This window comes from Spirosoma endophyticum (genome assembly GCF_900112365.1).
In the GTDB taxonomy this organism is placed as follows: Bacteria; Bacteroidota; Bacteroidia; order Cytophagales; family Spirosomataceae; genus Spirosoma; species Spirosoma endophyticum.
The window spans coordinates 20,260-42,489 of sequence record NZ_FOLQ01000025.1 but is presented as its reverse complement, the minus strand read 5'-3'; the positions used below and the strand labels follow the sequence as shown (position 1 = coordinate 42,489).

The 22,230-nt window shown below is 48.4% G+C and carries 21 protein-coding genes; 7 read left to right on the top strand and 14 right to left on the bottom strand.

Going from position 1 to position 22,230, the window contains the following annotated elements:
- Positions 1 to 252 precede the first annotated feature (252 nt).
- Positions 253 to 750, top strand: a complete 498-nt coding sequence (locus tag BM202_RS36875; protein WP_143100813.1) for a DUF6169 family protein — start codon at positions 253 to 255, stop codon at positions 748 to 750.
- A 199-nt stretch (positions 751 to 949) separates the two neighbouring features.
- Here the strand turns inward: BM202_RS36875 and BM202_RS31450 are convergent, their stop codons facing one another.
- The 7 genes from BM202_RS31450 to BM202_RS31420 form a co-directional block, all read right to left on the bottom strand.
- Positions 950 to 1,567 carry a class I SAM-dependent methyltransferase gene (locus BM202_RS31450; protein ID WP_093833730.1) on the bottom strand — a complete coding sequence of 206 codons (618 nt, stop codon included), beginning with the start codon at positions 1,565 to 1,567 and terminating at the stop codon, positions 950 to 952.
- Positions 1,568 to 1,577: 10 nt separating this feature from the next.
- On the bottom strand, positions 1,578 to 2,081 hold the full coding sequence (locus tag BM202_RS31445) for a DUF6691 family protein (RefSeq protein WP_093833728.1): 504 nt from the start codon (positions 2,079 to 2,081) through the stop codon (positions 1,578 to 1,580).
- 8 nt (positions 2,082 to 2,089) lie between these two features.
- Positions 2,090 to 2,665, bottom strand: coding sequence for a YeeE/YedE family protein (locus BM202_RS31440; RefSeq protein ID WP_093833726.1), 576 nt, complete (start codon positions 2,663 to 2,665; stop codon positions 2,090 to 2,092).
- Positions 2,666 to 2,715: 50 nt separating this feature from the next.
- The gene (locus tag BM202_RS31435) at positions 2,716 to 4,131 is read right to left on the bottom strand and encodes an MBL fold metallo-hydrolase (RefSeq protein ID WP_093833724.1); all 1,416 of its coding nucleotides are present in this window, start codon (positions 4,129 to 4,131) and stop codon (positions 2,716 to 2,718) included.
- Between the two features lie 86 nt (positions 4,132 to 4,217).
- The gene (locus BM202_RS31430; RefSeq protein WP_093833722.1) at positions 4,218 to 5,021 is read right to left on the bottom strand and encodes a sulfite exporter TauE/SafE family protein; all 804 of its coding nucleotides are present in this window, start codon (positions 5,019 to 5,021) and stop codon (positions 4,218 to 4,220) included.
- Between the two features lie 65 nt (positions 5,022 to 5,086).
- Positions 5,087 to 5,725: a Crp/Fnr family transcriptional regulator gene (locus tag BM202_RS31425; RefSeq protein WP_093833720.1), complete on the bottom strand. Its 639-nt coding sequence runs from the start codon at positions 5,723 to 5,725 to the stop codon at positions 5,087 to 5,089.
- Between the two features lie 22 nt (positions 5,726 to 5,747).
- Complete coding sequence (locus tag BM202_RS31420; protein WP_093833718.1) at positions 5,748 to 6,353, bottom strand: methyltransferase family protein; 606 nt, start codon at positions 6,351 to 6,353, stop codon at positions 5,748 to 5,750.
- Between the two features lie 125 nt (positions 6,354 to 6,478).
- On the opposite strand from BM202_RS31420, the gene BM202_RS31415 reads away from it, so the two are divergent.
- Positions 6,479 to 7,828 (top strand): chloride channel protein, encoded by a 1,350-nt coding sequence (locus BM202_RS31415; protein WP_245776868.1) that lies wholly within the window; start codon positions 6,479 to 6,481, stop codon positions 7,826 to 7,828.
- Positions 7,829 to 7,894: 66 nt separating this feature from the next.
- Here the strand turns inward: BM202_RS31415 and lgt are convergent, their stop codons facing one another.
- From lgt to BM202_RS31380, 7 genes are all read right to left on the bottom strand, one after another.
- Positions 7,895 to 8,737 (bottom strand): prolipoprotein diacylglyceryl transferase, encoded by an 843-nt coding sequence (gene lgt, locus BM202_RS31410; protein ID WP_093833714.1) that lies wholly within the window; start codon positions 8,735 to 8,737, stop codon positions 7,895 to 7,897.
- A gap of 156 nt (positions 8,738 to 8,893) precedes the next feature.
- Positions 8,894 to 10,024: an efflux RND transporter periplasmic adaptor subunit gene (locus BM202_RS31405; protein WP_093833712.1), complete on the bottom strand. Its 1,131-nt coding sequence runs from the start codon at positions 10,022 to 10,024 to the stop codon at positions 8,894 to 8,896.
- Positions 10,025 to 10,119: 95 nt separating this feature from the next.
- On the bottom strand, positions 10,120 to 13,386 hold the full coding sequence (locus BM202_RS31400; RefSeq protein ID WP_093833710.1) for an efflux RND transporter permease subunit: 3,267 nt from the start codon (positions 13,384 to 13,386) through the stop codon (positions 10,120 to 10,122).
- A gap of 11 nt (positions 13,387 to 13,397) precedes the next feature.
- Complete coding sequence (locus BM202_RS31395) at positions 13,398 to 14,822, bottom strand: TolC family protein (RefSeq protein WP_093833708.1); 1,425 nt, start codon at positions 14,820 to 14,822, stop codon at positions 13,398 to 13,400.
- A 57-nt stretch (positions 14,823 to 14,879) separates the two neighbouring features.
- Complete coding sequence (locus tag BM202_RS31390) at positions 14,880 to 15,155, bottom strand: hypothetical protein (protein ID WP_093833706.1); 276 nt, start codon at positions 15,153 to 15,155, stop codon at positions 14,880 to 14,882.
- A 127-nt stretch (positions 15,156 to 15,282) separates the two neighbouring features.
- The gene (locus BM202_RS31385; protein WP_093833704.1) at positions 15,283 to 16,677 is read right to left on the bottom strand and encodes a sensor histidine kinase; all 1,395 of its coding nucleotides are present in this window, start codon (positions 16,675 to 16,677) and stop codon (positions 15,283 to 15,285) included.
- Between the two features lie 24 nt (positions 16,678 to 16,701).
- A complete protein-coding gene (locus tag BM202_RS31380) occupies positions 16,702 to 17,373 on the bottom strand; it encodes a response regulator transcription factor (protein WP_093833702.1) in 672 nt (223 codons plus the stop codon).
- A gap of 116 nt (positions 17,374 to 17,489) precedes the next feature.
- Here BM202_RS31380 and BM202_RS31375 point away from each other — a divergent pair, with 116 nt between their 5' ends.
- The 5 genes from BM202_RS31375 to BM202_RS31355 all read left to right on the top strand — a co-directional run bounded on the left by BM202_RS31375 (position 17,490) and on the right by BM202_RS31355 (position 22,158).
- The gene (locus BM202_RS31375) at positions 17,490 to 18,032 is read left to right on the top strand and encodes a Crp/Fnr family transcriptional regulator (RefSeq protein WP_177236756.1); all 543 of its coding nucleotides are present in this window, start codon (positions 17,490 to 17,492) and stop codon (positions 18,030 to 18,032) included.
- A gap of 77 nt (positions 18,033 to 18,109) precedes the next feature.
- A complete protein-coding gene (locus tag BM202_RS31370) occupies positions 18,110 to 18,544 on the top strand; it encodes an ester cyclase (protein WP_093833698.1) in 435 nt (144 codons plus the stop codon).
- An 866-nt stretch (positions 18,545 to 19,410) separates the two neighbouring features.
- Complete coding sequence (locus tag BM202_RS31365; RefSeq protein WP_093833696.1) at positions 19,411 to 20,226, top strand: hypothetical protein; 816 nt, start codon at positions 19,411 to 19,413, stop codon at positions 20,224 to 20,226.
- Between the two features lie 1,004 nt (positions 20,227 to 21,230).
- Positions 21,231 to 21,893, top strand: coding sequence for an AAA family ATPase (locus BM202_RS31360; RefSeq protein WP_093833694.1), 663 nt, complete (start codon positions 21,231 to 21,233; stop codon positions 21,891 to 21,893).
- A complete protein-coding gene (locus BM202_RS31355) occupies positions 21,865 to 22,158 on the top strand; it encodes a hypothetical protein (RefSeq protein ID WP_093833692.1) in 294 nt (97 codons plus the stop codon). Before BM202_RS31360 ends, BM202_RS31355 begins: the two co-directional genes overlap by 29 nt.
- The last annotated feature ends 72 nt before the right edge of the window (positions 22,159 to 22,230 follow it).

Genomic DNA, 22,230 nt, shown 5'->3' with positions numbered 1-22,230 from the left:
CTGTATAATTGACGAGTATCCGCTGTCAACAAGTTAGTAAGCCTCTCAGCGAGAGATCAACTAATTACACAAAATTTGCGTTTCTTTGCTGGGCTGTTACGATACAGAAATGCATTAAAAAGAATCTGAAGTGCCCATAGATTATACAAACAGAGGGAATTGCTATGGCGACAAAAACAAAACGTCTTGTAGATCTAGCTCAGAAGCTGATGCAGGACAAAAAGCAGTTAGAGGACTATTATCAAAGTGGCGATGAGTCTAGAAAACCAGTCGGCCTCAAGTTCGTCAAACCCTTCTCTATACCCGCTAAGCGAGACTGAGCATGGCTTTAGTTTTACGACCGAACAGGGTGCAACCTATCGCTTAGACTTTACATCGGATTCGGACTATTTACCCGATACTCCTTTCGCCGATTCTGTTTATTCTTTTTCAATCTTGCCCATTTCTGGCTCATTTGACCGTAAAGATCCTCGTATTGAGCCTACGATCGTTCAGGCACTGCATATATTTTTTGAAGCTGATCCAAAGGCAATCCTCCTGTACGTATGCAGTACAGAAAATGGGCAGGAGCGAGTAAGAAGCCGCTTGTTTAGGCAATGGTTTTCCAGGCATCAGCAGGGAGGCTATGAACGATTCGATTTCAATTATCCCGACCAAGGGTTGTATATGTCAGCTATCGTTCGGAGCGATCTCCCAGAAAGGTGGCTCATTGAGCTAACTATTTTGCAAGCCGTTGAACAGAACAAATAATTGGCCAAGGAAGGCTAATAACTTATTGTACTTGCTGAAACAGTCCAAAAAAACCACAGCTAGAGCAAAAATGCTGAACTATTAAACTGAACGGTTTTATTGAACGCAAAAGGGCCGTTTTCAGACCCTTCCCTCCTACCCAACTATCGTTCAGAAAAACGTCCGGTTGATTTCGGGACAATATTCCAAAACCTAAGATTTACATCCGACGAAATTGGCAAAACGTAAACGCCTGACTAGTCATCCAGGGCGTCTGGTGCTCCACCTCCTCACAATAAAGCTTAGCAAAGGCCTGATGAAAAAGTGCCGTCAGGACATCTGGCGTATACTGCCGAACAGGTAAGCCACTGCAATGACGGGGACCTTTGTCAGAAAAAGTCCCCACCGATAATATGCCTCCCGTGTGCAGGCTTCGACTGGCAATCGAAAGATATTGACCAATCTGCTGCTCCTCCGTTAAGAAGTGAAACGCAGCGCGGTCATGCCAAAAATCAAAGCGAGTTTCGGACTCAAAGGAGGTTATGTCCGAAATAATCCAATGTACCCGGCTAGCCTGTTTCCCCAGTCTTTTCTGAGCGCGCCGGATTGCCTGCGCTGAAATATCCAATACCGTCAGGTTGATGTACCCCAGCGCCAGTAGGTGATCGACCAGCAGACTATCGCCACCGCCTACGTCAATGATTTGGGCCTGCCTGGGTAGGTGTTGCTCGGCGATATACCGGAGGGATAGAGTGGGCACGGGTTCGTACCAACTTACCGAATCAAGAGGTTTCGTCTGGAACACTTGATTCCAATGGGCTTGATTAGCCGATTTCATGAGATTAGGCTTAATGAGGAAGGTGATTCCGAAAATAGCCGTACAGCCACGTACCGGCGATAGCACTCAGCAAGGTCATGCCGATCACCAAATAGCCACTGCCAATCTGGGCAAATAATGGTCCCGGACAGGCTCCCGTTAAGGCCCAGCCCAAGCCAAAAATCAAGCCACCGTACACTTGCCCTTTCGTAAACGACTTGGGTGCAATACGAACGGTTTCGCCCTGCATCGTTTTTAGATCGAATCGTTTTATCAAGTACACCGATGCCATGCCAACCAGTATCGCACTACCGATGACCCCGTACATATGAAATGAGTCCAGTCGAAACATCTCCTGGATACGGAACCAGGAAATGATTTCAGCCTTCACAAAGACAAGACCGAAAACCAAACCCACGATCAGGTATTTTAGGTTAGCCAGCGCCGATACAGTTGTGGGGATCGAGGGACTTAGTTTATCACTCCTTTCGGAACCGCCAGGAACCAGGTCCGGTGTTAATGGGGCTTGTTGCATAAGAAGGCTTAGTTAATCAGTTTAAAAATGAAGGGTAACACCAGGTGGGTCATGGCAAAACCACCGGCCATAAAGCTGATCGTAGCTACTAGCGACGGCCATTGCAGGTTAGAAAGGCCCATAATCGCATGGCCTGACGTACAGCCACCGGCCCAACGGGTCCCAAAACCGACCATCAACCCACCGATGACAAAGAAAAACAATCCTTTCAACGTAAACAGGTTGGATACGGCAAACAGATCAGCGGGCATTAATCCTGAAAAGTCCTGAATACCCAGGGAACGCAGCGCCGTCTCCGTAGCAGGGGCTAATTGAAACGGATTCAAATTGGCCAAAAAACGAGTCGCGATAAACCCACCGATCAGCACGCCTACGACAAAAAACAAGTTCCAGGCCTCCTGTTTCCAGTTGTAGTGGAAAAACGAGATATTGGCGGGCAGGCAGGCCGCGCAAATGTGCCGCAGTGACGAGGAAATGCCAAATGATTTGTTCCCAATCAAGAGGAGGATCGGCACCGTCAAGCCGATGAGTGGACCCGCTACGTACCAGGGCCAGGGCTGGCTGATGAATTCTAGAAATGACATGCAGGTAAATAAAAGATTAATACTACGTGTGATCTGAGTAGCCAGTTTGACTAGTCGATAACCGGTTCAAGTTCTTCTGATACCATTGGATGTCCCTGGTTGATCCAGGCATTCAAGCTACCGGAATAGTTTTGAACATGAGTAAAGCCCTGCGCTATGAGTAGTGAGTAGCCGATGGTAGCCCGGTCTCCACCCTGGCAGTACACAACGACCCGCTTATTTTTACTGATTTTATCGAGATTCTGAGCCAGCGTTCCAACAAAGATATTCTGGGCTCCTGGCAGGTGCCCCCGTTTGTACTCAGCCGCTCCGCGCAAATCGATAAGCTGCCACTCATCACGACCGACATACGCGTCAACCGTTTCAGTATCAATGAGGTCGCTTTTTGCCAAATTAATACCCAGATTCGTAATACTGTCCGTAAAGCCGTACAGGCTGTCTAAACCAATGCGCATGAGTTTTCGGGTAAGGTCTTCCATCTGACTTTCATCAGCGACCAGCATAAAGGGTTTGTCGTAGTCCATTAACCAGCCCATCCAGGTGGAGAATGAAGTAGTTCCCTGGATGTTCAGGCTACCCGGTACAAAGCCCTGAGCAAATAGGTCCTTGCTGCGCGTATCAATCAGAGGAATTCCTCTGGAAAGGGCCTCTCTAACTTGCGGAGTACTCAGCTTCTTATGAATGGGGACCTGCGTGAGAAGTGGTCGTTCAATTTTATTGAGCTTTTTCATCTGCGCAAAATAACGGGGCGGCTCGGGCTGATCGGCGAGTAAAACCTGGGCAAACCCTTCCGGATCATGTTCATAGTGAAACGCCCAATTCCGAATTTTTTCATACCCCACCGTCGAACTGGGAACGGCCCCAAGCGCTTTACCACACGCGGAGCCGGCCCCGTGTCCTGGCCATACCTGCACAAAATTGGGAAGACGACGGAACGTGTCAAGCGATTGATACAGTTGTCGGGCTCCTAATTCCTGCGTGCCGACCAGCCCCGCTGCTTTTTCGAGCAGATCGGGACGACCTACATCACCGACAAACACAAAGTCGCCGGTAAACAGCATAACCGGTTCAGAAGTAGCGGGCTTGTCGGTTAATAGGAAGCTTAGGCTCTCAGGCGTATGGCCTGGCGTGTGCAATACCTTTAGATTCAGATTGCCAACACCAAAGACATCCCCATGGCGTAAACCCACGTGCGTAAATTCATACTGCCAGTCGGGACCACCCTCATTTGATAAGTACAGTGTAGCGCCCGTGATGGCGGCCAGCTCCCGTGAGCCAGCTAAAAAGTCGGCGTGAATGTGCGTCTCAGTAATGTGAGTGATGCGCAAGCCATGTTGGTTGGCCAGTTCCAGGTAGGTATCCACATCCCGTTTTGGATCAATGACAATCGACTCACCTGTTTTCTGGCAGCCGATGAGGTAACTGGCCTGGGCTAGCGTTTGATCATAAATTCGTTGAAAAAACATACTAATGGGTTGGTTTGTAGGAGTTAATGGATCAAAAGTAATGGTTGGCTTGTGCCGCTTCAGTGACTTTTGTCACTTGGGTAAGCTTATAAAAAAAGCTCGTGTCCCAGGATGTAGAGTCCCATCAGCATCACGAACCAGCCAAAGGCTTTCTTCAATTTTTGTCCAGCCACAAAACGGGCCAGGTAGGTCCCTAGAAAAATGCCGCCCACTGATAAGGCGGTAAAGCGAAGCAAAAAAGACCAGTCGATCGGTAAGGTGGCACTGCCTCCCCAAAAGCCCAGTAGGGTATTGGCGGCAATAATGAGCAGGGATGTTCCGACAGCGATCTTCATGGGTAAGCGGACCAAAAGAACCAAGGCTGGGATAATGAGAAACCCACCACCGGCCCCGATGATTCCCGTCAGCAGTCCCACCAAAATACCATTCAGGGCAATGCCCGTAAAATTGACTGGCAACGATCTAGTGGGTTGGCTATGTTGCTCATTTTTATCCCGAATCATGGTCAACGAGGCAGCCAGCATAATCAAGGCAAAGAGCACCATGATGGCCATATCCTTGCTCAAAACGAATGTATCGGTGGCCAATACAGGTTCGGGAATCCAGGGGAGCAGGTACTTCCGGGTAAGAAAAACGGCCAGAAACGAAGGCAACGCAAAAACGAAAGCGGCCTTATAATTGACCAGCCGCTGCCGCATGTAATTGACCGATCCCACCAGGGAGGTTGTACCCACGACAAACAACGAGTAGGCCGTTGACAGGACAGGATTGATACCCAGTAGATAAACCAGCACGGGAAGCGTCAGAATGCTCCCTCCCCCGCCAATCAGGCCCAGGCTTACGCCAATCAGAATGGATGCCAAAAAGCCGATCGTATGTGATAAAGTCATAAACGCTTCTGAATTTTAAGCGAATTACGACCCGGCCCGGCCAGCTTACAGTGACAAATGTTACATTACTCGATAAGCTCTATTTTATTCCGCATCAGTTTGATTAATCCCGCTTTCTCGGCCTGCTTGAGCAGCCGGGAAATCACCTCGCGGGAGGTGGCCAGGTCCTGAGCGATCTGTTCATGCGTAATAGCCAGCGTTCGGCATTGACAATTAGCCCCTTTCTGCTGTAGATAAGCCAGTAGCCGCTCATCTAATTTGTGAAAAACAACCTGATCAACCGTGGCCAGTAAGCTGTCGAACCGTTTCTGATACGTCTGGAAGACAAATTGTTTCCAGGTGGAATAGCGGCACATCCACTCGTCAACTTTCTCAACTGGGATCGTGATCATTTCCGTTTCTTCTTCAGCCTGGGCCGTAATTTCACTTCGTCGGCTTCCCAGACAACACGTGAGCGACATTGCACAGGCATCCATTCCGCCCAGGTAATAAAGCAATGCCTCCCGACCTTCCTGGTCGGCGCGCATTATTTTAACCGATCCCCGGATAATGAAGGGAACAGAACGGATATACTCCCCTGGTCGAATCAGGTAGGCCCCAACAGGGGCCCGCTTATATTGGCCCACCTCTACCAATTCCTGAAGGAGCGACCGTTCAAATTGGCCCTTCAGGGTTTCCTGTAAATACTCTAGGGTTAATTTCATGGCCTATCGGGTAAGGGCATACTCATCGGTGGGGTGCGAATCGGTAGGGGAAAAGCATGGGTACCTGATGTTGGTAACGTAGGTACGCTTCACCAAAGGTTTTAACGAGTTTGCGTTCTTCAAAGTAAATACCGATGCGCAAGTACGTAAAGGCTACTAAGCTAAACATGAGATGCTTCCAATCCGGTTGATTGGCCAGTAAGCCAAGTAGCGCACTGATTGTTCCCAGGTATAACGGATGACGAACGTACCGCAGTAAGCCATCCTGCCGCAGCCCCTCGCTTTCGGCGCTTTCTTTAAGCGGGGAATTCATTGGCCAGCCCAAAAAATCTACTATATCGTATTCCTTAAAGGCCAATAGACCAACTAGCGACCCACTTACAATCAGTAGGCTTCCTATCCACGCTGAGCCACGCCAGCTACCAAGCCAATCGACCGGGCCTTCTTGAAGGGTAAGTAATACGGGCAAAAATGTGATCAGGGCAATTCCATTGTAAATCAGCCGATAGTACGGCTGAGGAATAAGATGTACGGATTGTACCCACTGTTTAAACCAGTGAGTGGCGGTTAAGCTATGAAGAAGTCCAAACAAAAGCCAGCTCAACCCTATTGCGATGTAACCACTCATAGGTATCGTTTTGAAAATTTACCAGGGTCTACTTGTACAGTGTAAGCGAAAAGCTAAGCGCAAACGTTCATGGTAACCAGATAAGGCGATGAATGTTGACGATCATCAGGACATTACCCTGTAAAATGAGTTCTTGTGGTATGCGTGTTAATGAAGAGGTGATTCTATTTTTTACCGTCCTTAAATGGCTGTTCATTTCCAGTCTGATTGGGTGTTTGGTGGGATTGGCGGCATCGGGATTCATTCTCTTTATTCATTTCGTTATCGAGCAGAGCAACCAGTATCAGCACGTATTTTACTTACTACCCCTTAGTTTTTTCACGGCTAACTTACTGAGTCAGTTTTTACTAAAAAAGCATGTTGGCACCGATGCGTTGATTGCGGCAATCAACAAAAATTATGGCAAAATAGAGGGCAGTTTCATCCCAACTAAAGTGGTCAATATTGCGCTCATTTTGGCAACGGGGGGCTCTGCCGGTAAGGAAAGTCCGTGCGCTCAAATTGGAGCGGGTATTGGCAGTGTATGTGCCAATCTGTTTCGGGTGGATGATATTGACCGGCGAAAGATGGTCTTATGCGGCTTCTGTGCGGGGTTTTCCTGTGTGTTTGGCGCACCGCTGGCCGGTGCGCTGTTCGGAATCGAGTTGCTGGCCGTAGGGGTCATTTTGTATGATGTGCTGCTCCCGGCGTTCGTAGCCTCCATTACGGCCTATCAGGTTTCATCGGCCTTAGGCGTCACGTTCTTTTATTATCCACTTAATTTTGTCCCTACTTTTGAAGAGGGCTTTTTTCTCCGATTGCTAGCGGGTGGCATTTTCTTCGGTTTGTGCGCCTACGCCCTTATCAAGGCGATTCAAAGCAGCGCTGCCTTTACCAATCGCATTCCCATCTGGCGTCCCTGGAAGGGGCTACTGGGCGGGTTGCTACTCGCCGGATTGACGCTCCTCTTTTCACGGGACTACTTGGGGCTAGGACTTAATCTAATGGAAGGGAGTATAAAGGGGATGCCCGTATTGGGGTACGCCTTTATCCTGAAAGCGCTCTTCACCATTATTACGCTGAGTATTAGTCGAAGTGGTAGTGTCATAACGCCGGTTTTATTTATCGGGGCTACGGCGGGTAGTTTCTTTGGTCATACGGTGGGCGCCGATCAGGGTACGTTTGCGGCCATTGGTTTTGTGAGTCTGCTAGCGGGAACCACCAATACACCCATTGCGTCGAGTATTCTGGCCATTGAGTTATTTGGCGCAGCAGTCGCACCTTATGCCGCTGTTTCCTGTGTCATCAGTTTTCTGATGTCCGGCCATCGCAGCCTTTATACTTCTCAGATCCTGAGCATCAGCAAGTCAAGGGCAATTGCGATTGAACCAGGAATAGAAATCAGTGCCGTAAAAAACTCAATAAAGAACTCTGAAGTTTGGTTTATTGACTGGATAAAAAAGCGCTGGCGATCATATAGAAAACGATCGGATTAATTGACAGGGAATCATCCTGAACATTAACAAGTGTATCAATTTTATAATCGAAACAGACTATCGTCTTCAATTCGTAGGGGAATGCGATACGGTTTTGAAACATCTAATCAGCAAGTAAACCCCTAATAAAACGGCTGGAATGCTCAATAACTGACCCACATTCAGGCGCATGTGAGCTTCAAACGGGACTTGGTTCTCCTTCAAAAATTCATATAAAAAACGAAGGCTAAAGACCCAGATCATAAACACCCCGACCAATAAGCCATATGGTGTTTGCGCCTTATAGCGGGACCATATCCACAACAGCACACCAAACAATAACAGACAAGTTAGAGATTCATACAATTGGGCGGGATGGCGCGGTACTGCCGAATACTCGGTGTTGTTAACGAAGACAAATCCCCAGGGTAGACTTGTCGGTCGACCAATAATTTCGGAATTCATTAGATTACCCAGCCGAATAAAGCAGCCGCTTAGGGCGACGACGATGGCGATCCGGTCTGCTACCCATAGAAAAGATCCACCTCGCTCGGGTCGGGTACGCGTGTAGAGAAACAAACCCAGTAAGATACCAATTGCTGCTCCGTGACTGGCTAAACCCTGGTACGGAGGTAACAGTACTTCCAGTGGATGTTGCCAGAGCATCGTTGGTTCATAAAACAGGAAATGCCCCAAACGGGCACCAGCGATTGTTGAAATGATTGTATAGAGTAGCAGCGAATCTACTTCGCGTGCTGGCTTTCCCTCCTGTTTAAAAATGTAGGTAATTACCTGAAGGCCAATAATAAAACTCAGGCCAAAAAACAGCCCATACCAGGTTACCGCAAACGGTCCGAGGCGAAACAATTCCGCTTTTGCCGTCCAGATAATGACACCAGGCAGGGAGCCAATGCGTGGAGAAATAAGCATTTTTGGGTTTAGATGAATTCGGTTAACCGTTGAATTTCCGGATAGAAATCAAAGCGGAAAGGATGCTATTGGTAGTGGTCAGCTAGATCGTTGTCAATCCTGGTAATCGAATGGTCTCGCTTCTCCTTGCCAAAATCCTGTCAGGGCGTTTCTCATTTAGTGACGCGCGACTTTCGGTTCTGAAACGGTTTTAATCGCCATATTATCCCTAATATCATCAGACCCAGTTACAAGCACCTGATCGGTGGGTTTGAGATTGCCAATCACTTCGATCTGATCGTTCGATTCATTGCCAGTTTGGACGGTTACCCAGTGCGTTTTTCCGTTTACCACCGTAATCACGTAGCTGCCTTCCATCGAAATGACTACGGCTGATTTTGGCACATATAAACTTTTACTTTGCCGTTGAACTGGAAAGCCGACCGTCGCGTACATTCCAGGCATGAGTTGCAGTCCTGGATTTTTTACCTCGATCTCAATCAGTTCAGCCCGCACACTCCGTTCAACATTGTACGAAATTCGATTAATCTTGCCGGTAAATTCTTTACCTGGAAAGGCATTCACCGAAAACGTAACGGGCGCATTTTGCCGTATTTGGCCCGCATATACTTCCGGTACAGTTACCTGTAAGCGTAACCGTCCTATTTCTTTGAGTTTTAACATTGGCTGCGCATCTTTCTGAGTTGGCCCTACCAGCGCACCAGGACTCAGGATACGTTCAGTAACCACCCCATCGAAGGGAGCCGTTAGCCTCAAATATTGCTTCATCTGGCGCGCCCCGGCGACCCGTTGTTGCTGGCTGGTTAGATTGGCACTATCTCCCATGACGACCGCCTGCGCCTGATCCAATTCCTGAGGGGCTACCGCTCCGGCTGTTTTAGCGGCCTGGACTAAGCGCCGATAATTACTTTTACTGATATTAAGTCGACCCTTGGCGGCTGTTAGATCCGACAGCGTCCGACTTAAATCCGATTCCAGCTCGGGGGCTTCCATGATGGCCAGGACCTGTCCCCGATGCACTTTAGCGCCTACATCAACGGGCATACTTTTAATGAAGCCGTTCACTTTGGCGTAGAGTGCCACATCGTAATAGGGACTGAATTCACCTGGCAACGCCAATTGTTTCGCCTGGGTCTCCACGGATACTGGAACCGTCTGGAAAGCAGCCTCGTTACCCGCTTCTGCTTTTTCGCCAGTTGATTTTTTTGACTGTTCGTCCGACGAGCAGGCCGGCAGTAACGTAGCCGTTCCGAGCAGCAGCACACTATAATACAGCAGGTTTTTCATAGTAGTCGAATAATTGGTGCCCGACCTGACGTTCGGTGTTCCGGGTATCGGGGACCGGTGATGATAACCGGGCCTAACGTCAGGCAGTGGGCAGATTAGTTGGGGTGCGTGGTTAAAAGTTGTTTTTTCAGCGGGTCTACACCGTCATAAAACTCGCTTTCCTCATCATTAGGATTCAATGAGGCTGATTTCACGGAGGCTTTCCCCTGGACACTGGCAAAAATGACGGGGAGAATTAGCAGGGCCGCAAACGCCGAGAAAAACAGCCCTCCGATCACCGCCCGCCCCAGCGGAGCCGACTGATCCCCTGCTTCACCCAGCCCAGAGGCCATGGGAATCATCCCGGCAATCATGGCCAGCGAGGTCATCATAATGGGTCGCAGACGCATGCTCCCCGCTGTAAGAGCCGCCTTGGTGGAGTCGTTATAGACCAGCCGTAATTGTTCAGCATTGGTGATCAACAGGATAGCATTGGCCACCGATACCCCAACCGACATGATAATGCCCATGTAGGATTGTAGGTTGAGTGTACTACCCGTCAGACTGAGCAGCCCCAGCGACCCGGCCAGCACCGCTGGAATCGTTGACAGCACCACGAAGGCCACACCAAACGATTGGAAATTGGCCATCAGCACCAGGAAAATAACCACAATGGCCAGTCCCAGACCCGTTTGCAAACTGCCCAGCGTGTCGCGCAATAGCTGCGCCATCCCCTGCAAATCCACCACGGTCCCCTTGGGTGGGGTGCCTAAGCCATCAATCACCTGTTGCACATCCCGGGTGGCCGTCCCTAAATCTTTATTGAAAATATTAGCCGATACGGTTACCAGTCGCCGGGGACCACTGCGGTCATATTCACCCGGTACGGTTGTCCGACGAATAGTCGCCACATCACCCAGCGTCGGGCGAAGCTGGCCTTTCACCAGAGGAATATTTTCCATGTCTTCCACCGAACTCATTTCGTATTCGGGCAATTGCACTTGCACCTGATAGGCATAGCCGGTTTTTCGATCCAGCCAGAGATTCTTGGCGGTAAACCGGCTTGACGAGGTGGCTGCGACCAGGCTTTTCGATATATCATCGGCTGTTAGGCCAAACTGAGCCGCTTTGATCCGGTCGAACTGAATATCCAGCGTGGGATAATTCAAGGGTTGTTTGATGCGAATATCCCGTAGATAGGGAATGGATTTAAGCCCCTCCTGCAACCGCTTGGCGTAGGCCTGGCCATCTTCCAGGCTTTTACCTCCGACCTGCACTTCAATCGGCGTTGACGCGCCTTGGCTCATAATTTTATCGGTCAACTCAATGGGCTCGTAGGAAATACCCACGCCCGGCAGTTGTTTCCGCACAGCAGCCCGCAGGTTATCCCGGAGGACATCCATATTGCCGGTATAGGCTTCACTCAATGCTACCTGCACGGTTGCTTCGTGAGGTCCGGCGTTGAACACATAGAGATTACTGGTCCCGTAACTGGACGGGGTCATGCCGACAAAGGCCGACGAAATTTCGACGTTTTCTTTACCGACCAACTGCTCGATGATGCCCAGTACCCGCTGAACCCGCTCCTCTGTCCGTTCGATGCGCATGCCCTGGGGCGCAATGACCCGCACCTGAAACTGTTTTGCATTGCTTTTGGGGAGCATATCCTGACCAATGTGCATAAACAGTAAACCCGCTAATCCAAACGTGATTAGGATGTAACAACTGATCACCAGCGTTCGATGGCGTAACAGCGTTTCAACCAGCGATAAATACCGCGCTTTGAATTTATCAAACCCCTTCAGCTCGTTTTTGGTCGTCTTTTCATAGTGAGCATGGCTTTCTACCTGCGCGACTTCCTGTGAATTTAGGGCCTGCACGGCCTCTTCATGATCCCCTTTGTGATGCGATTTCATCCACCAATTGGATAAGACCGGCACGAGCGTTAAGGCCAGAAAAAAGGCTACGATCATCGCAAAACCAATCGAGAGCGACAGGGGTAAAAACATGGCTTTGGGTACGCCACTCATTAAAAACGAGGGGGCAAAAACAGCCAGAATACAGATTAGAATCAAAAATTCGGGGAAGGCAATTTCCAGACAAGCATCGTAAATCGCCCGCGCTTTGGGTTTTCCCATTTCCAGGTGCTGGTGAATATTTTCGATCGTCACCGTCGCTTCATCGACCAGGATACCAATGGCAAGCGCCAGTCCGGATAAGGTCATGATGTTGATGGTCTGGCCAGCCGCATTCAAAAGCATCACTGCCGCCAAGATGGCCACCGGTATCGTTAGGACCACAATCAGCGAGCTGCGCCAATCGCGCAAAAACAGCAGCACCGTAAGGCCCGTCAGGACGGCTCCGATAATGCCTTCGCTCATCAATCCACTGACTGCATTGGAAACGTACACCGACTGATCGAATTCGTAGCTGAGTTTCACGTCATCGGGCAGTAAGCTCTGCATCTCGGCAAGCTTAGCTTTTAGGGCCGTTACAACCGCCATGGTAGAGGCATCTCCCGTTTTAGTCACCGGGATGTAAACGGCCCGCTTCCCATTTACTAGGGCGTAGCCGACTGTCTGATCAGCCGCGTCATTGACGGTGGCCACATCCCCCAACAGGACGGTGGGACCCGTCCCCATTTTCAGCGGAATTTGCGCAAACTCGCTCACCGTATTGATGACCGAATTCGAAGGCGTCATGTAAGCATAGTCTTTCATGCGCACTACCCCCGCCGGGGAAATCTGGTTGGCTTTAACGACTGACTGCACAATCTGATCGGGCGTCAGCGCGTAGGACTGCATCTTGCTGGGATCAACTTTGATCACCACCGTTCGTTCGTTACCCCCGAACGGTGGCGGAGAGGAAGCGCCTGGAATCTTGGCCAGTAGGGGTCTGATCTTCGTCGACGCTAGATCTTGAATTTCCGACAAGGATCGGGTCTTGGAATTGAATACGAGCTGACCCACGGGCAGCGTGGAGGCATCAAAGCGAACCACGACTGGCGGCTGCGAGCCAGGTGGCAGGTAGGAAAGCACCCGACTCACCTGATTGGCCACTTCACCAGCTGCCTGGGCCATGTTCGTATTTTCGTAAAACGAACACTTCACCAGCGTCAGGCCCTGCACGTTCTTGACATCCACATCTTTCACACCCGAGACGTACAGCATCTGATTTTGATACCGGGTGGCAATAAAGCCTTCCATCTGGGAAGGCATCATGCCGCCGTAGGACTGAGCGATGTAAATAGTCGGGGCGTTGAGTTTGGGAAAGATATCGACGGGGATGTTCAGCACGGCCATGACCGAGAACACCAGCATGCCCAGCACCAGCACCACAATGGTAACGGGTCGGGTGAGCGCAGACGCGATAAGTTGGTTCATCTAAAGCAGGTTTATTTCGTAGTCAGTTTAATAAAATCCGTTAAGTCACCTTCGGCAGCCGACTTGAGTAGGAGTGCCCGCCAGACATTATTGGTCGTGACGAACTGGTCGATCTCAGCCCGGTTAAGCAAGGTAAACGCCTGGGTAAATTCGTACACGTTCGACAAACCCGCCGTGTACCGGGCCTGTGCCTGTTCATAAGCCGCCCGTGCCGCACCCAATTGAATGGGAGCCTGTTGAGCGGCCTCGTAAGCGTTCTGAATTTGAAGATCGGCCGTTTGCTGCTCAGCCTTGATGCGGAGCACTTCCTGATCATACTGGTATTGATCCCCCTGCGTCCGCAAGACTTGCGCCTTGGTTTCCTGACGGGTCCGAAACACATCACTGAAGCGCCAAAACGTACTCACGCCCACAAAATAGTTAGCCACCCGGAACGGTAAACCCGCTCCCAGGGATGGGTTATAAATGAAATTACCTTCGGGGGTGGTGTTATCGCTGATCCCCGATCCCCTGGCCCAAAATGAGCCATTCAACGCGATAGCGGGTAAATAGGATTTTCGGATAGCTTCCACCCGGGCCTGGCTAAACTCAATCTGCCGTCGGAAGTAGGACAGTACCGGATGATTGGCCAGCTTTTCGACTGAAAACTGGAAATCGGGGGGTAAGGCTACCTGAAAGGTGTTGGTATCCAGCCGGAACGTCGAACCAGGCAAGCCCATAAACTCGCCCAGTTGCACCCGTTGCTGCTGGGCGATTCGGCGACTCTCAATCAACAAAAGCCTGGCTTTAGCCACCTCGGCATCGGCCAGCACACTATCAACACCGGGCCGTCGGCCCGAGCGGGTATTGGCCTGCATCACGGTCCGGAAAGCGTCGATCCGGGCTAGATTAGCCGCCTGCACCTTGACCGTCTGGTCGATAATCAATGCCATCAGGTAGGTATCGGCCACGCGGACCCGGTGAATGAACAATTCCTGATTATAATCGGCATTTGCCCGCTGAATCGCCGATTTGGACAGCGCCAGTTCGGCTTTGTTACGACCAAAGGTGATGGCTTTCCAGTTGACGTTTAGGGAGCTTAGGCTGCCCCAGACCGCATCCGTTGTCGGTCCATTGGCTTTAACCCCACTGGAAACCGAGTTGGTCGATCCTTCATTGGGAAAGGTAGCACCCCGTACGTTATTGGACGTCCCGTACAAGGCCTGGGCCTGAAACGAGGCAACGGGCAAAAAACTGGCTTTCCGCGCAGCCAGATCCGCTTGTGTTGCCTGGGTTTCGGTGAGTTTATTTTTAATGGATGGGTAATTCTGCACGGCCAGATCAAGCGCTCTGGCAAGCGTCAGGACGGAATCAGCGGGACTAGTTTGAGCCGACACAATGCCAGCGCTGATCAGCAGCAGGCCAGTAAGCCATCGACTTGGCAACGAGATGTTCATAAACGAGACGTATCAGTGTGAACCAGGAATACCTTAGAAATCAGCTTGCCACGTCGATTAGGGTCCTTGTTGGCTGGACAAGGTAGAGTACGTAGTAATCGCCGACCGTTGTTTGAGCACGGCGATGAGGCTATCTTTTCGGGTGTTTTCCTGACTACAGCTTGATAATTGCTGGAGCAACTGAGTGGATTCAGCTTCCCGGTCCACGACCTCCCCATCAGGTGGCCAGAAGGCACTTCGGCTATACAACTGGTAGATGTTTACACCCAGTGATGCCAGGAGCGCGATCCCCAGAATAAGCACAAAGAAATTAGTGGAGGCAGTCCGCTTCATAACCCGATCGACGTTTAAGCCCGGGACAAAGATGATGTTGCGGGATTAGAGCCGTCTTAGGCGGAGATTAGAATTCATTAGAATTACGAATGGATCGACGTTGATGCCCAGGAAGTGGCTTGATCCGTTATACGACCGTAACAGGTTTAGCATCCAGGGCGGGCAGTTCAATCCGCACCATCGTTCCGGTTGTTGGACTATCCGTCAGACTAATGGTACCCCGGTGCCGTTGAATAACCTGCTGAGTAATCGCCAGCCCCACGCCAAATCCATCTACCTTACCCGCATTTTGCCCCCGGTATAATGGCTCGAACACATGCGGAAGATCGTCGGGCGAGATACCAATACCCTGATCGGTTATGGTGATCACGTGCAGGCCATCAGCAAGCTGGGTAAACAAATCGACATGAACGGCTTGCTCAGAGTATTTGCAGCCATTGTCGATCACGTTCTGTATCGCCGTCGTGAGCAGGATTTCGTTACCCAAGACCATGAAAAAATCGTCATCGGGCATCTGTCCAAATTGAAATAAAATGCTACAGCCCGTTCGTTTTCGTTTGACCTGACTCACAGCCGCCATCACGCATTCTTCTAATCGAATGGGTCTCATCGCCAGCGAGCCGTCGCCCGATTTGGCCAGATTCAATAAGCTATTGGTCAGCCCAACCAGCTTGGTCAATTCCCGCATGGCCACTTCCATACTAAGCCGGAAGTCAATCGGGTCGGAATCGTACTGATGGGAGGTTTCAAGGGTTCCCAACACCGTTGTTAAGGGCGTGCGCAGTTCGTGGGACGCGTGGGCGACAAATTGCCGTTGGTTCTCAAAGGTTGCCTGAAGTTGGGTCAATAGCTGATTAAAGGTGATCGCCAATTGGGCAATTTCGTCCGTTTGGTTGCCTTCATTTAGTCGGAGATGCAGATGTGCATCCGAAACAGGCTGGACGCTCCTGACCATACTCACCATGCTGGCCAGGGGACGTAAGAATCGCCCCGCAAAGTACCAGCCTCCGACCAGGATCAGCAAAAAGCCGCCGATGTTGGCGACCAGTAAGATCATAAACAAATTTTGCTGTTTGGAATGACCCAGCCGGTCATAGCCCGTCACAAAGATTGAATACGACAAGCCCCGATCTTGATATACAATTCCAACCCCTTCATTTCGATTGATGGTAAACGTAAGGGGGGATTGTTGGGCCAACGCCGGAATGAGCCGGGTTTCCTTCTGCACAAAAGCGGGGAGTTGATTGGTAAATACCAGCTTACCCTGTTGGTCAAAAATGCTGATGTGTTCTTCAGTAAGGGTTTGCAGATCCGTCGCATTCAGTGCCCGGTCCAGTACGCCCTGGGCCGAATGACGAGAAATCATAACCCGTCCGAATAACCGGGCCTTTCCCTGCAACCGTACGGTAAACCCCTGCTGCCGGTACACCGAATAAAAGGTGTAGACAAAGCTGGTGAAGGCTAGCTGGATGGCCAGCACGATGCCGGTAAACAGAAGGGTTAGTTTGTGTCGGATCAGCATAGATCGGTCGTCTCTGAGCGTACCTTAAGATTCGTGCAGCGAGTAGCCCATGCCGATGACTGTATGCAGGAGTTTGGACGAAAACTCTTTATCGATTTTCTTGCGCAGGTAGTTGACGTACACATCGATGACATTCGTGTTGGAGTCAAAATCCGTATCCCAGACCCGTTCGGCGAGTTCGGCGCGGGAAATAATTTTGCCTTTATGCATCAGCATGTATTCCAGCAGCGCAAACTCTTTGGTGGTTAACTCGATGCGCTTTTCGGCGCGAATGACCACTTTCGTATCTAAATTCAGCGTTAAGTCAGCCAGGCGCAGGACCGTGGAATGACGAAGCACGTGGCGTTTGGTGATGGCCCGAAGGCGGAGCAACAATTCCTTGAAAGCAAATGGTTTAGGCAGATAATCATCCGCGCCCGCGTCAAATCCGCGGACTTTATCCTCCAGGGTATCCAGTGCCGTGAGCATCAGAACGGGAGTACGTTCGTTTTCCCGTTTAATGAATTGGCAGAGATCAAATCCATTCATCGACGGCAAGTTGACGTCCAGAATGACGACATCGTACTCGTTTTTCTGGAAGAGCTGCTTTCCAACATAGCCATCATAGGCGACGTCGGTAGTAAAGGATTCCGCTTCGAGTCCTTTTTTGATAAACGACGCTAAACTCACTTCGTCTTCAACGACCAATATCTTCATGAGTTGATTACCTGGCAATTCAGACCACCAAAGTAAGAACATAACGTTTAAATTAATTACATGGCCATTCAACCCTTACATTACGACCTATTTCAATTCGTACTATGCAGGCTTCTATGAACCAAATTGTAACCCTCGACAAAGACACATGGGGGCTACTCCGAAACGTACTGGTTGAGCATCAACTGGTAAAAGGGGATCTACTCCTGAAACCTGGCCAGGTGTGTAAACACATCTTTTTTCTTCAGACAGGGCTATTGAGAAGTTTCTATCTAACCGATGGTGAGGAACGAAACGTGGCCTTTACGCTTGAAAACAGCTTTGTTACGGATATGAAAAGTCTGCGCTCAGGGCAACCCGCCCAGTTGAGTATCCAGGCGCTTGAATCGTCAACCCTGCAAAGCATTCCAAAAGCCGACTTACTCGGGTTATATGAGCGGTCTCATCACCTGGAGGCCTTTGGCAGACGGCTACTGGAAAACTTGCTCGAAGAGCAGGAAGAGTATGCGGCCTGGTTTACCCTTTATTCGGCCAGGGAACGCTATAACCGATTGGTAAAAAAACAACCTGATTTGGTACAGCGCGTTTCGCTGGGCCATCTAGCCTCTTTTTTAGGGATTCGCCGGGAAACGTTAAGCCGAATTCGGAAGTTGAAATAAGGCTTCTTTTTTGACTTTTGTCACAGATTTTAGGGCTATTGCCCGGCTACTTTTGCGTTGTCTAAAACATCAACGCCATGTCCATTCATCAAACCAAACAACTAGTCGCTGATTTCATCGAGGCCATCTGGAATCAACAGCAATTCGAAAAGCTGGACCTGTATCTGCATCCGGATTACGTGGACCATTCACTCCCAATAGCGTTATCGCCAGATGGTAAAGGCTTACAAAACTGGATTCAGGCAACGAGTCAGTCATTTTTGCATCAGACATTTATTGACGATCAGGTTACAGAAGCCAGTAAGACAATTCTAAAGATTACCATGCAAATGACGCACGTAGGTATATGGCGGGGTATTAAACCTACAGGTGCTCAGGTTAGTACAATGGGCTATCGGTTTTACCGGGTAGCGGATGGAAAAATCATTGACCATTGGGCTGCGATAGACGGTACGGCAGTAGAAAACCAACTTAAACACCAGGCTGGCAGTGGATGCAAAATCCCTAACTAACTCATTTGTACAAAATCGTTCAGCATGCGCTAAGTTATACTGGTTTCGGCTTGCTAACCGGAGCTTTTTTACCTAATCTGAAAAGCGAATATCAGTGCCCTTTCCAGCGTTGTTCTCGTTGCTGATTTTTTTTTATAGCTCGGTTGATAAGGCTTGAATTTACGGAAACGTGGGACTAGGAAAGTATTACGTTTCGGATACCTGACATCAGAAGACTGATTGGGCACAGTCGACTATGGGGAGAGGGTCTCCTCAATTAGTTTATTCGCCAGACTACTTGACGCAATGGGGAAATTTTTTGTTTCGGCCAACATACTGACGAAATCATGGCGAAAAAGTTTGATTGATCTGTGGTAACCAGATTGGTGAAGTAATGGCCCGATACTGCGCTAACTAATCTGATCGGCGTCATTATCATAACCTGATGTAGGTTATTAGTTTAACCAAAAAACGACAAACTATATCAGACTTAAGCCAAAACTTAATTTCGTTCAATAAAATGTCAGCCGCTTTTATTTTCTGAACTATCTAATTCGCTGTGAAATAGGTATTTGTGGTTGATTTAAACATAAGTCAAAAGCGTTCACGAAAACCTCCCTTTAGTTTTCGTGAAAGCAACTTTATAATTAGCAGCTTTCATGCATGGCTTGTGGAGTGAATACTTTTTGTACAGCTAGCCTTAGAACGCTCAAAGAGATTAATAATGATTGATAAGTTGTTTCGAAAGTCGATATCTTAACGCTGATGATATTATGTCTTTCAGTTTACCATGCCTAAACTGAACCAATTGATAAGTCTATTCCCGTATTTCATAATCTCAGTGCATTTTTATCGGGTCTTTTAACGAACTCAATTGTCTGAGAAATATGGACCTACCTTTTCAAATTAATAACTGGAAGCTGGTTAGTCTGAGCTTAAGTATAGTTGCCACTGTCGTAACCTCATCACTGGCTCAATATGACAAAAAAGAACTTCAACTGGTTGTATCGCCCAAGGGCGGTTACAATGTGCTGCAATTTTCCCCGGACTACACGCGTGAACAGGGAACCAGTGGTTTCTCACTTTATAAAGGAGCACCGCCTAAATCTCTGATTTACCAGAATGGAAACGAAAAAACTGTTCATCCACTACCCATTCGCGCCGGGATAGACATTGGTCTGAAGCGGGTCAACTACAATACTGACCGGGCCTGGTCGATCCTACTTGGAGCGGATTACTCGCAACAGCTTTTTTCGTCCAGTTATGATAACAGCTACTATTTTAAGGGGTACTCTATTGTCTCGTGGAACGCCTATGTAAAGTATTTTCAGGTCAATGCGGTCCTAACATATTACTGGAGTAAACTGCTTTCCCGTTCTGGAAATGATGGTTTATTTCTTCGGCTGGGAACCAGCCAGGCCTTCGGCGTTACCTATATTGAACCAGCCGTATCGGTTAACGAGCCATTCACCTTCAATTACCTTGATACTGGTACCGGTAGTGTTATTCAGCGCCGGAGCAGTATGCCCCAAAGCTGGTTTATTATCCCTGAAGTGGGCGTTCATTACGATAACATCGAAGCGTCAATATCCGCTAGCGTTCCACTCCAACAAACATTTACTGAACAGCATACCTTTTATCAAAACAACCAGGTCACAGCGATCAATACGATTGGGTATGGACTACGGGGTGAAGGACGGTAATCTTTGATTAAACTTATTCGTTGCTTATTTCTGGCCACGCCCATCCGTACCGGTCGTAGAACCATCCCCTCCCCTCCCCTCTTCACCAGTTGTTACTAAATCTCCTTCCCCTCCGTCCTATAACATAGGACAAGTTGTCCGGTTAAATAACGTCTATTTTAAAGCCTCCTCCGCTGAACTGCTTCCGAATTCCTACGCGGAATTAGATAGCTTAGTCAAACAGATGCATTTACGGCCTACGCTGCTACTTAAAGGCGTATAATTATCAATTAGTCGCACCATCTCCCCTACCCCACTTGTTTCAAGGGATAGACAATTTATTCTTCGTTCACAAATACTAAGATATTCTATCCATCGATAGGATCGGCCAAACACTTTACAACCAAGATATTTATGTCGTCATTGACGCAGTCGTTGCCTTCCGGCTGGTAAATTTTAAATGCTTAACTTGAGTTAAATAATGATTTTTTCATCCTTCGTACGTTTATATTAGATAAGTTATAAAGATGAACACTTGATTCAGCCTATGCAATATTATTATAGGTAGTGAGAAGTAATATAAATTTTTTATAGGGTAAATACTGCTATAGCTTTGATAATGAGTAAGATATACGTTGAAATATTGGCATTATTTTATGATATTATCCAAGAAATAAGATAGATTATACATCTAATTATACATCTAATTATACATCTAATTATACATCTAATTATACATCTAATTATACATCTAATTATACATCTAATTATACATCTAATTTGATTGAGACATTATATAAATTTTTAAATCTATTTTCAAATCTTTATTTCTTCTAGGTTTAGATAAGTATTATCATCTATTTTAATCTAGATTCTAAATCTAATTCCACACCTAATTTCAAATCTAAATTAATACTAAATTTAAATCTTTTATCCGTCTTAAAACTTTACAAATGGTATACTACTTTCACATCTGTTTTCCATACTATTATCGAACCTGGAAACTATACTAAATTTTGATCTAAATGGTCATCTCTTTTAATTCGATTAAGGGTGGCGTCGGTAAGAGCACGTTAGCGGTCAATTTTGCGGCTTGGCTAGTTAAAGAGGGCCACGACGTGTTGCTGGTCGATGGCGACGAGCAAGAGACGTCTAGTGACTTCACGGCATACCGGGAGCAGACCAGGGGGGATACTGGCTATACGCTGGTGAATATGACCGGAGCTAACCTACGTAAACAAGTCGAGAGTATGCGGTCAAAGTACGATCATATCGTCATTGACACCGGGGGTAGGGACACCACCAGTCAACGCGCGGCTCTGTCAGTGGCTGATGTGGCTATGATCCCGTTTGCGCCTCGCAGCTTCGATTTATGGACAATCACGAAGGTCATTGAGGTAATAGATGAAATCCAGTCGATTCGGGATAAACCCCTCAAGGCATACACGTTCCTGAGCCGAGCCGACATTAAAAGCGCCGATAACCGGGAGGTTGCCCAGGCGCTAGCAACGTATCCAGCAATCCAGTATCTACCATATCCCATCTGCAACCGAAAAGCATTTAGCAATGCAGCAGGGGTAGGGCTTGCCGTGTTTGAAACCGAACAACCTGATTTGAAAGCTGTCGCCGAAATTAACGCACTTTTTAATAACGTATTACATGGCCACAACACTCCCGCCACAGCGTAAGAAACAGCCTACCGAAGCAGAAATCGAAGCTGTAATCAACAAAGGTAGTTCTACCCTCAAAAAGGATGATCAGCCAATAGATGACGATACAGTTAAGTTCTTCAACCTGCGCTTGACGCAAGGTGTACTTACTAAGATTGAAGGGCTTAGAGCTAAACGACCGCGTAAGTTGGCCAGCCCCAAACTCGGCATATCGACCCACGATTGGATATTAGAAGCCATTGAAGAAAAAATGGCGCGCGAGAAACGTAAATACTCAATGTAATACAATCTGTGCAGATAGGGTGCCTCAAACAGACAATTATTCAAACTATATGAATCTGTGGGCTTGGTCTAA

Excerpts from the sequence above, each read along its gene's own strand:
- BM202_RS36875 (WP_143100813.1), top strand. The coding sequence starts at position 253 with ATGAGTCTAGAAAACCAGTCGGCCTCAAGTTCGTCAAACCCTTCTCTA.
- BM202_RS31450 (WP_093833730.1), bottom strand. The coding sequence starts at position 1,567 with ATGAAATCGGCTAATCAAGCCCATTGGAATCAAGTGTTCCAGACGAAA.
- BM202_RS31445 (WP_093833728.1), bottom strand. The coding sequence starts at position 2,081 with ATGCAACAAGCCCCATTAACACCGGACCTGGTTCCTGGCGGTTCCGAA.
- BM202_RS31440 (WP_093833726.1), bottom strand. The coding sequence starts at position 2,665 with ATGTCATTTCTAGAATTCATCAGCCAGCCCTGGCCCTGGTACGTAGCG.
- BM202_RS31435 (WP_093833724.1), bottom strand. The coding sequence starts at position 4,131 with ATGTTTTTTCAACGAATTTATGATCAAACGCTAGCCCAGGCCAGTTAC.
- BM202_RS31430 (WP_093833722.1), bottom strand. The coding sequence starts at position 5,021 with ATGACTTTATCACATACGATCGGCTTTTTGGCATCCATTCTGATTGGC.
- BM202_RS31425 (WP_093833720.1), bottom strand. The coding sequence starts at position 5,725 with ATGAAATTAACCCTAGAGTATTTACAGGAAACCCTGAAGGGCCAATTT.
- BM202_RS31420 (WP_093833718.1), bottom strand. The coding sequence starts at position 6,353 with ATGAGTGGTTACATCGCAATAGGGTTGAGCTGGCTTTTGTTTGGACTT.
- BM202_RS31415 (WP_245776868.1), top strand. The coding sequence starts at position 6,479 with ATGAGTTCTTGTGGTATGCGTGTTAATGAAGAGGTGATTCTATTTTTT.
- lgt (WP_093833714.1), bottom strand. The coding sequence starts at position 8,737 with ATGCTTATTTCTCCACGCATTGGCTCCCTGCCTGGTGTCATTATCTGG.
- BM202_RS31405 (WP_093833712.1), bottom strand. The coding sequence starts at position 10,024 with ATGAAAAACCTGCTGTATTATAGTGTGCTGCTGCTCGGAACGGCTACG.
- BM202_RS31400 (WP_093833710.1), bottom strand. The coding sequence starts at position 13,386 with ATGAACCAACTTATCGCGTCTGCGCTCACCCGACCCGTTACCATTGTG.
- BM202_RS31395 (WP_093833708.1), bottom strand. The coding sequence starts at position 14,822 with ATGAACATCTCGTTGCCAAGTCGATGGCTTACTGGCCTGCTGCTGATC.
- BM202_RS31390 (WP_093833706.1), bottom strand. The coding sequence starts at position 15,155 with ATGAAGCGGACTGCCTCCACTAATTTCTTTGTGCTTATTCTGGGGATC.
- BM202_RS31385 (WP_093833704.1), bottom strand. The coding sequence starts at position 16,677 with ATGCTGATCCGACACAAACTAACCCTTCTGTTTACCGGCATCGTGCTG.
- BM202_RS31380 (WP_093833702.1), bottom strand. The coding sequence starts at position 17,373 with ATGAAGATATTGGTCGTTGAAGACGAAGTGAGTTTAGCGTCGTTTATC.
- BM202_RS31375 (WP_177236756.1), top strand. The coding sequence starts at position 17,490 with ATGAACCAAATTGTAACCCTCGACAAAGACACATGGGGGCTACTCCGA.
- BM202_RS31370 (WP_093833698.1), top strand. The coding sequence starts at position 18,110 with ATGTCCATTCATCAAACCAAACAACTAGTCGCTGATTTCATCGAGGCC.
- BM202_RS31365 (WP_093833696.1), top strand. The coding sequence starts at position 19,411 with ATGGACCTACCTTTTCAAATTAATAACTGGAAGCTGGTTAGTCTGAGC.
- BM202_RS31360 (WP_093833694.1), top strand. The coding sequence starts at position 21,231 with ATGGTCATCTCTTTTAATTCGATTAAGGGTGGCGTCGGTAAGAGCACG.
- BM202_RS31355 (WP_093833692.1), top strand. The coding sequence starts at position 21,865 with ATGGCCACAACACTCCCGCCACAGCGTAAGAAACAGCCTACCGAAGCA.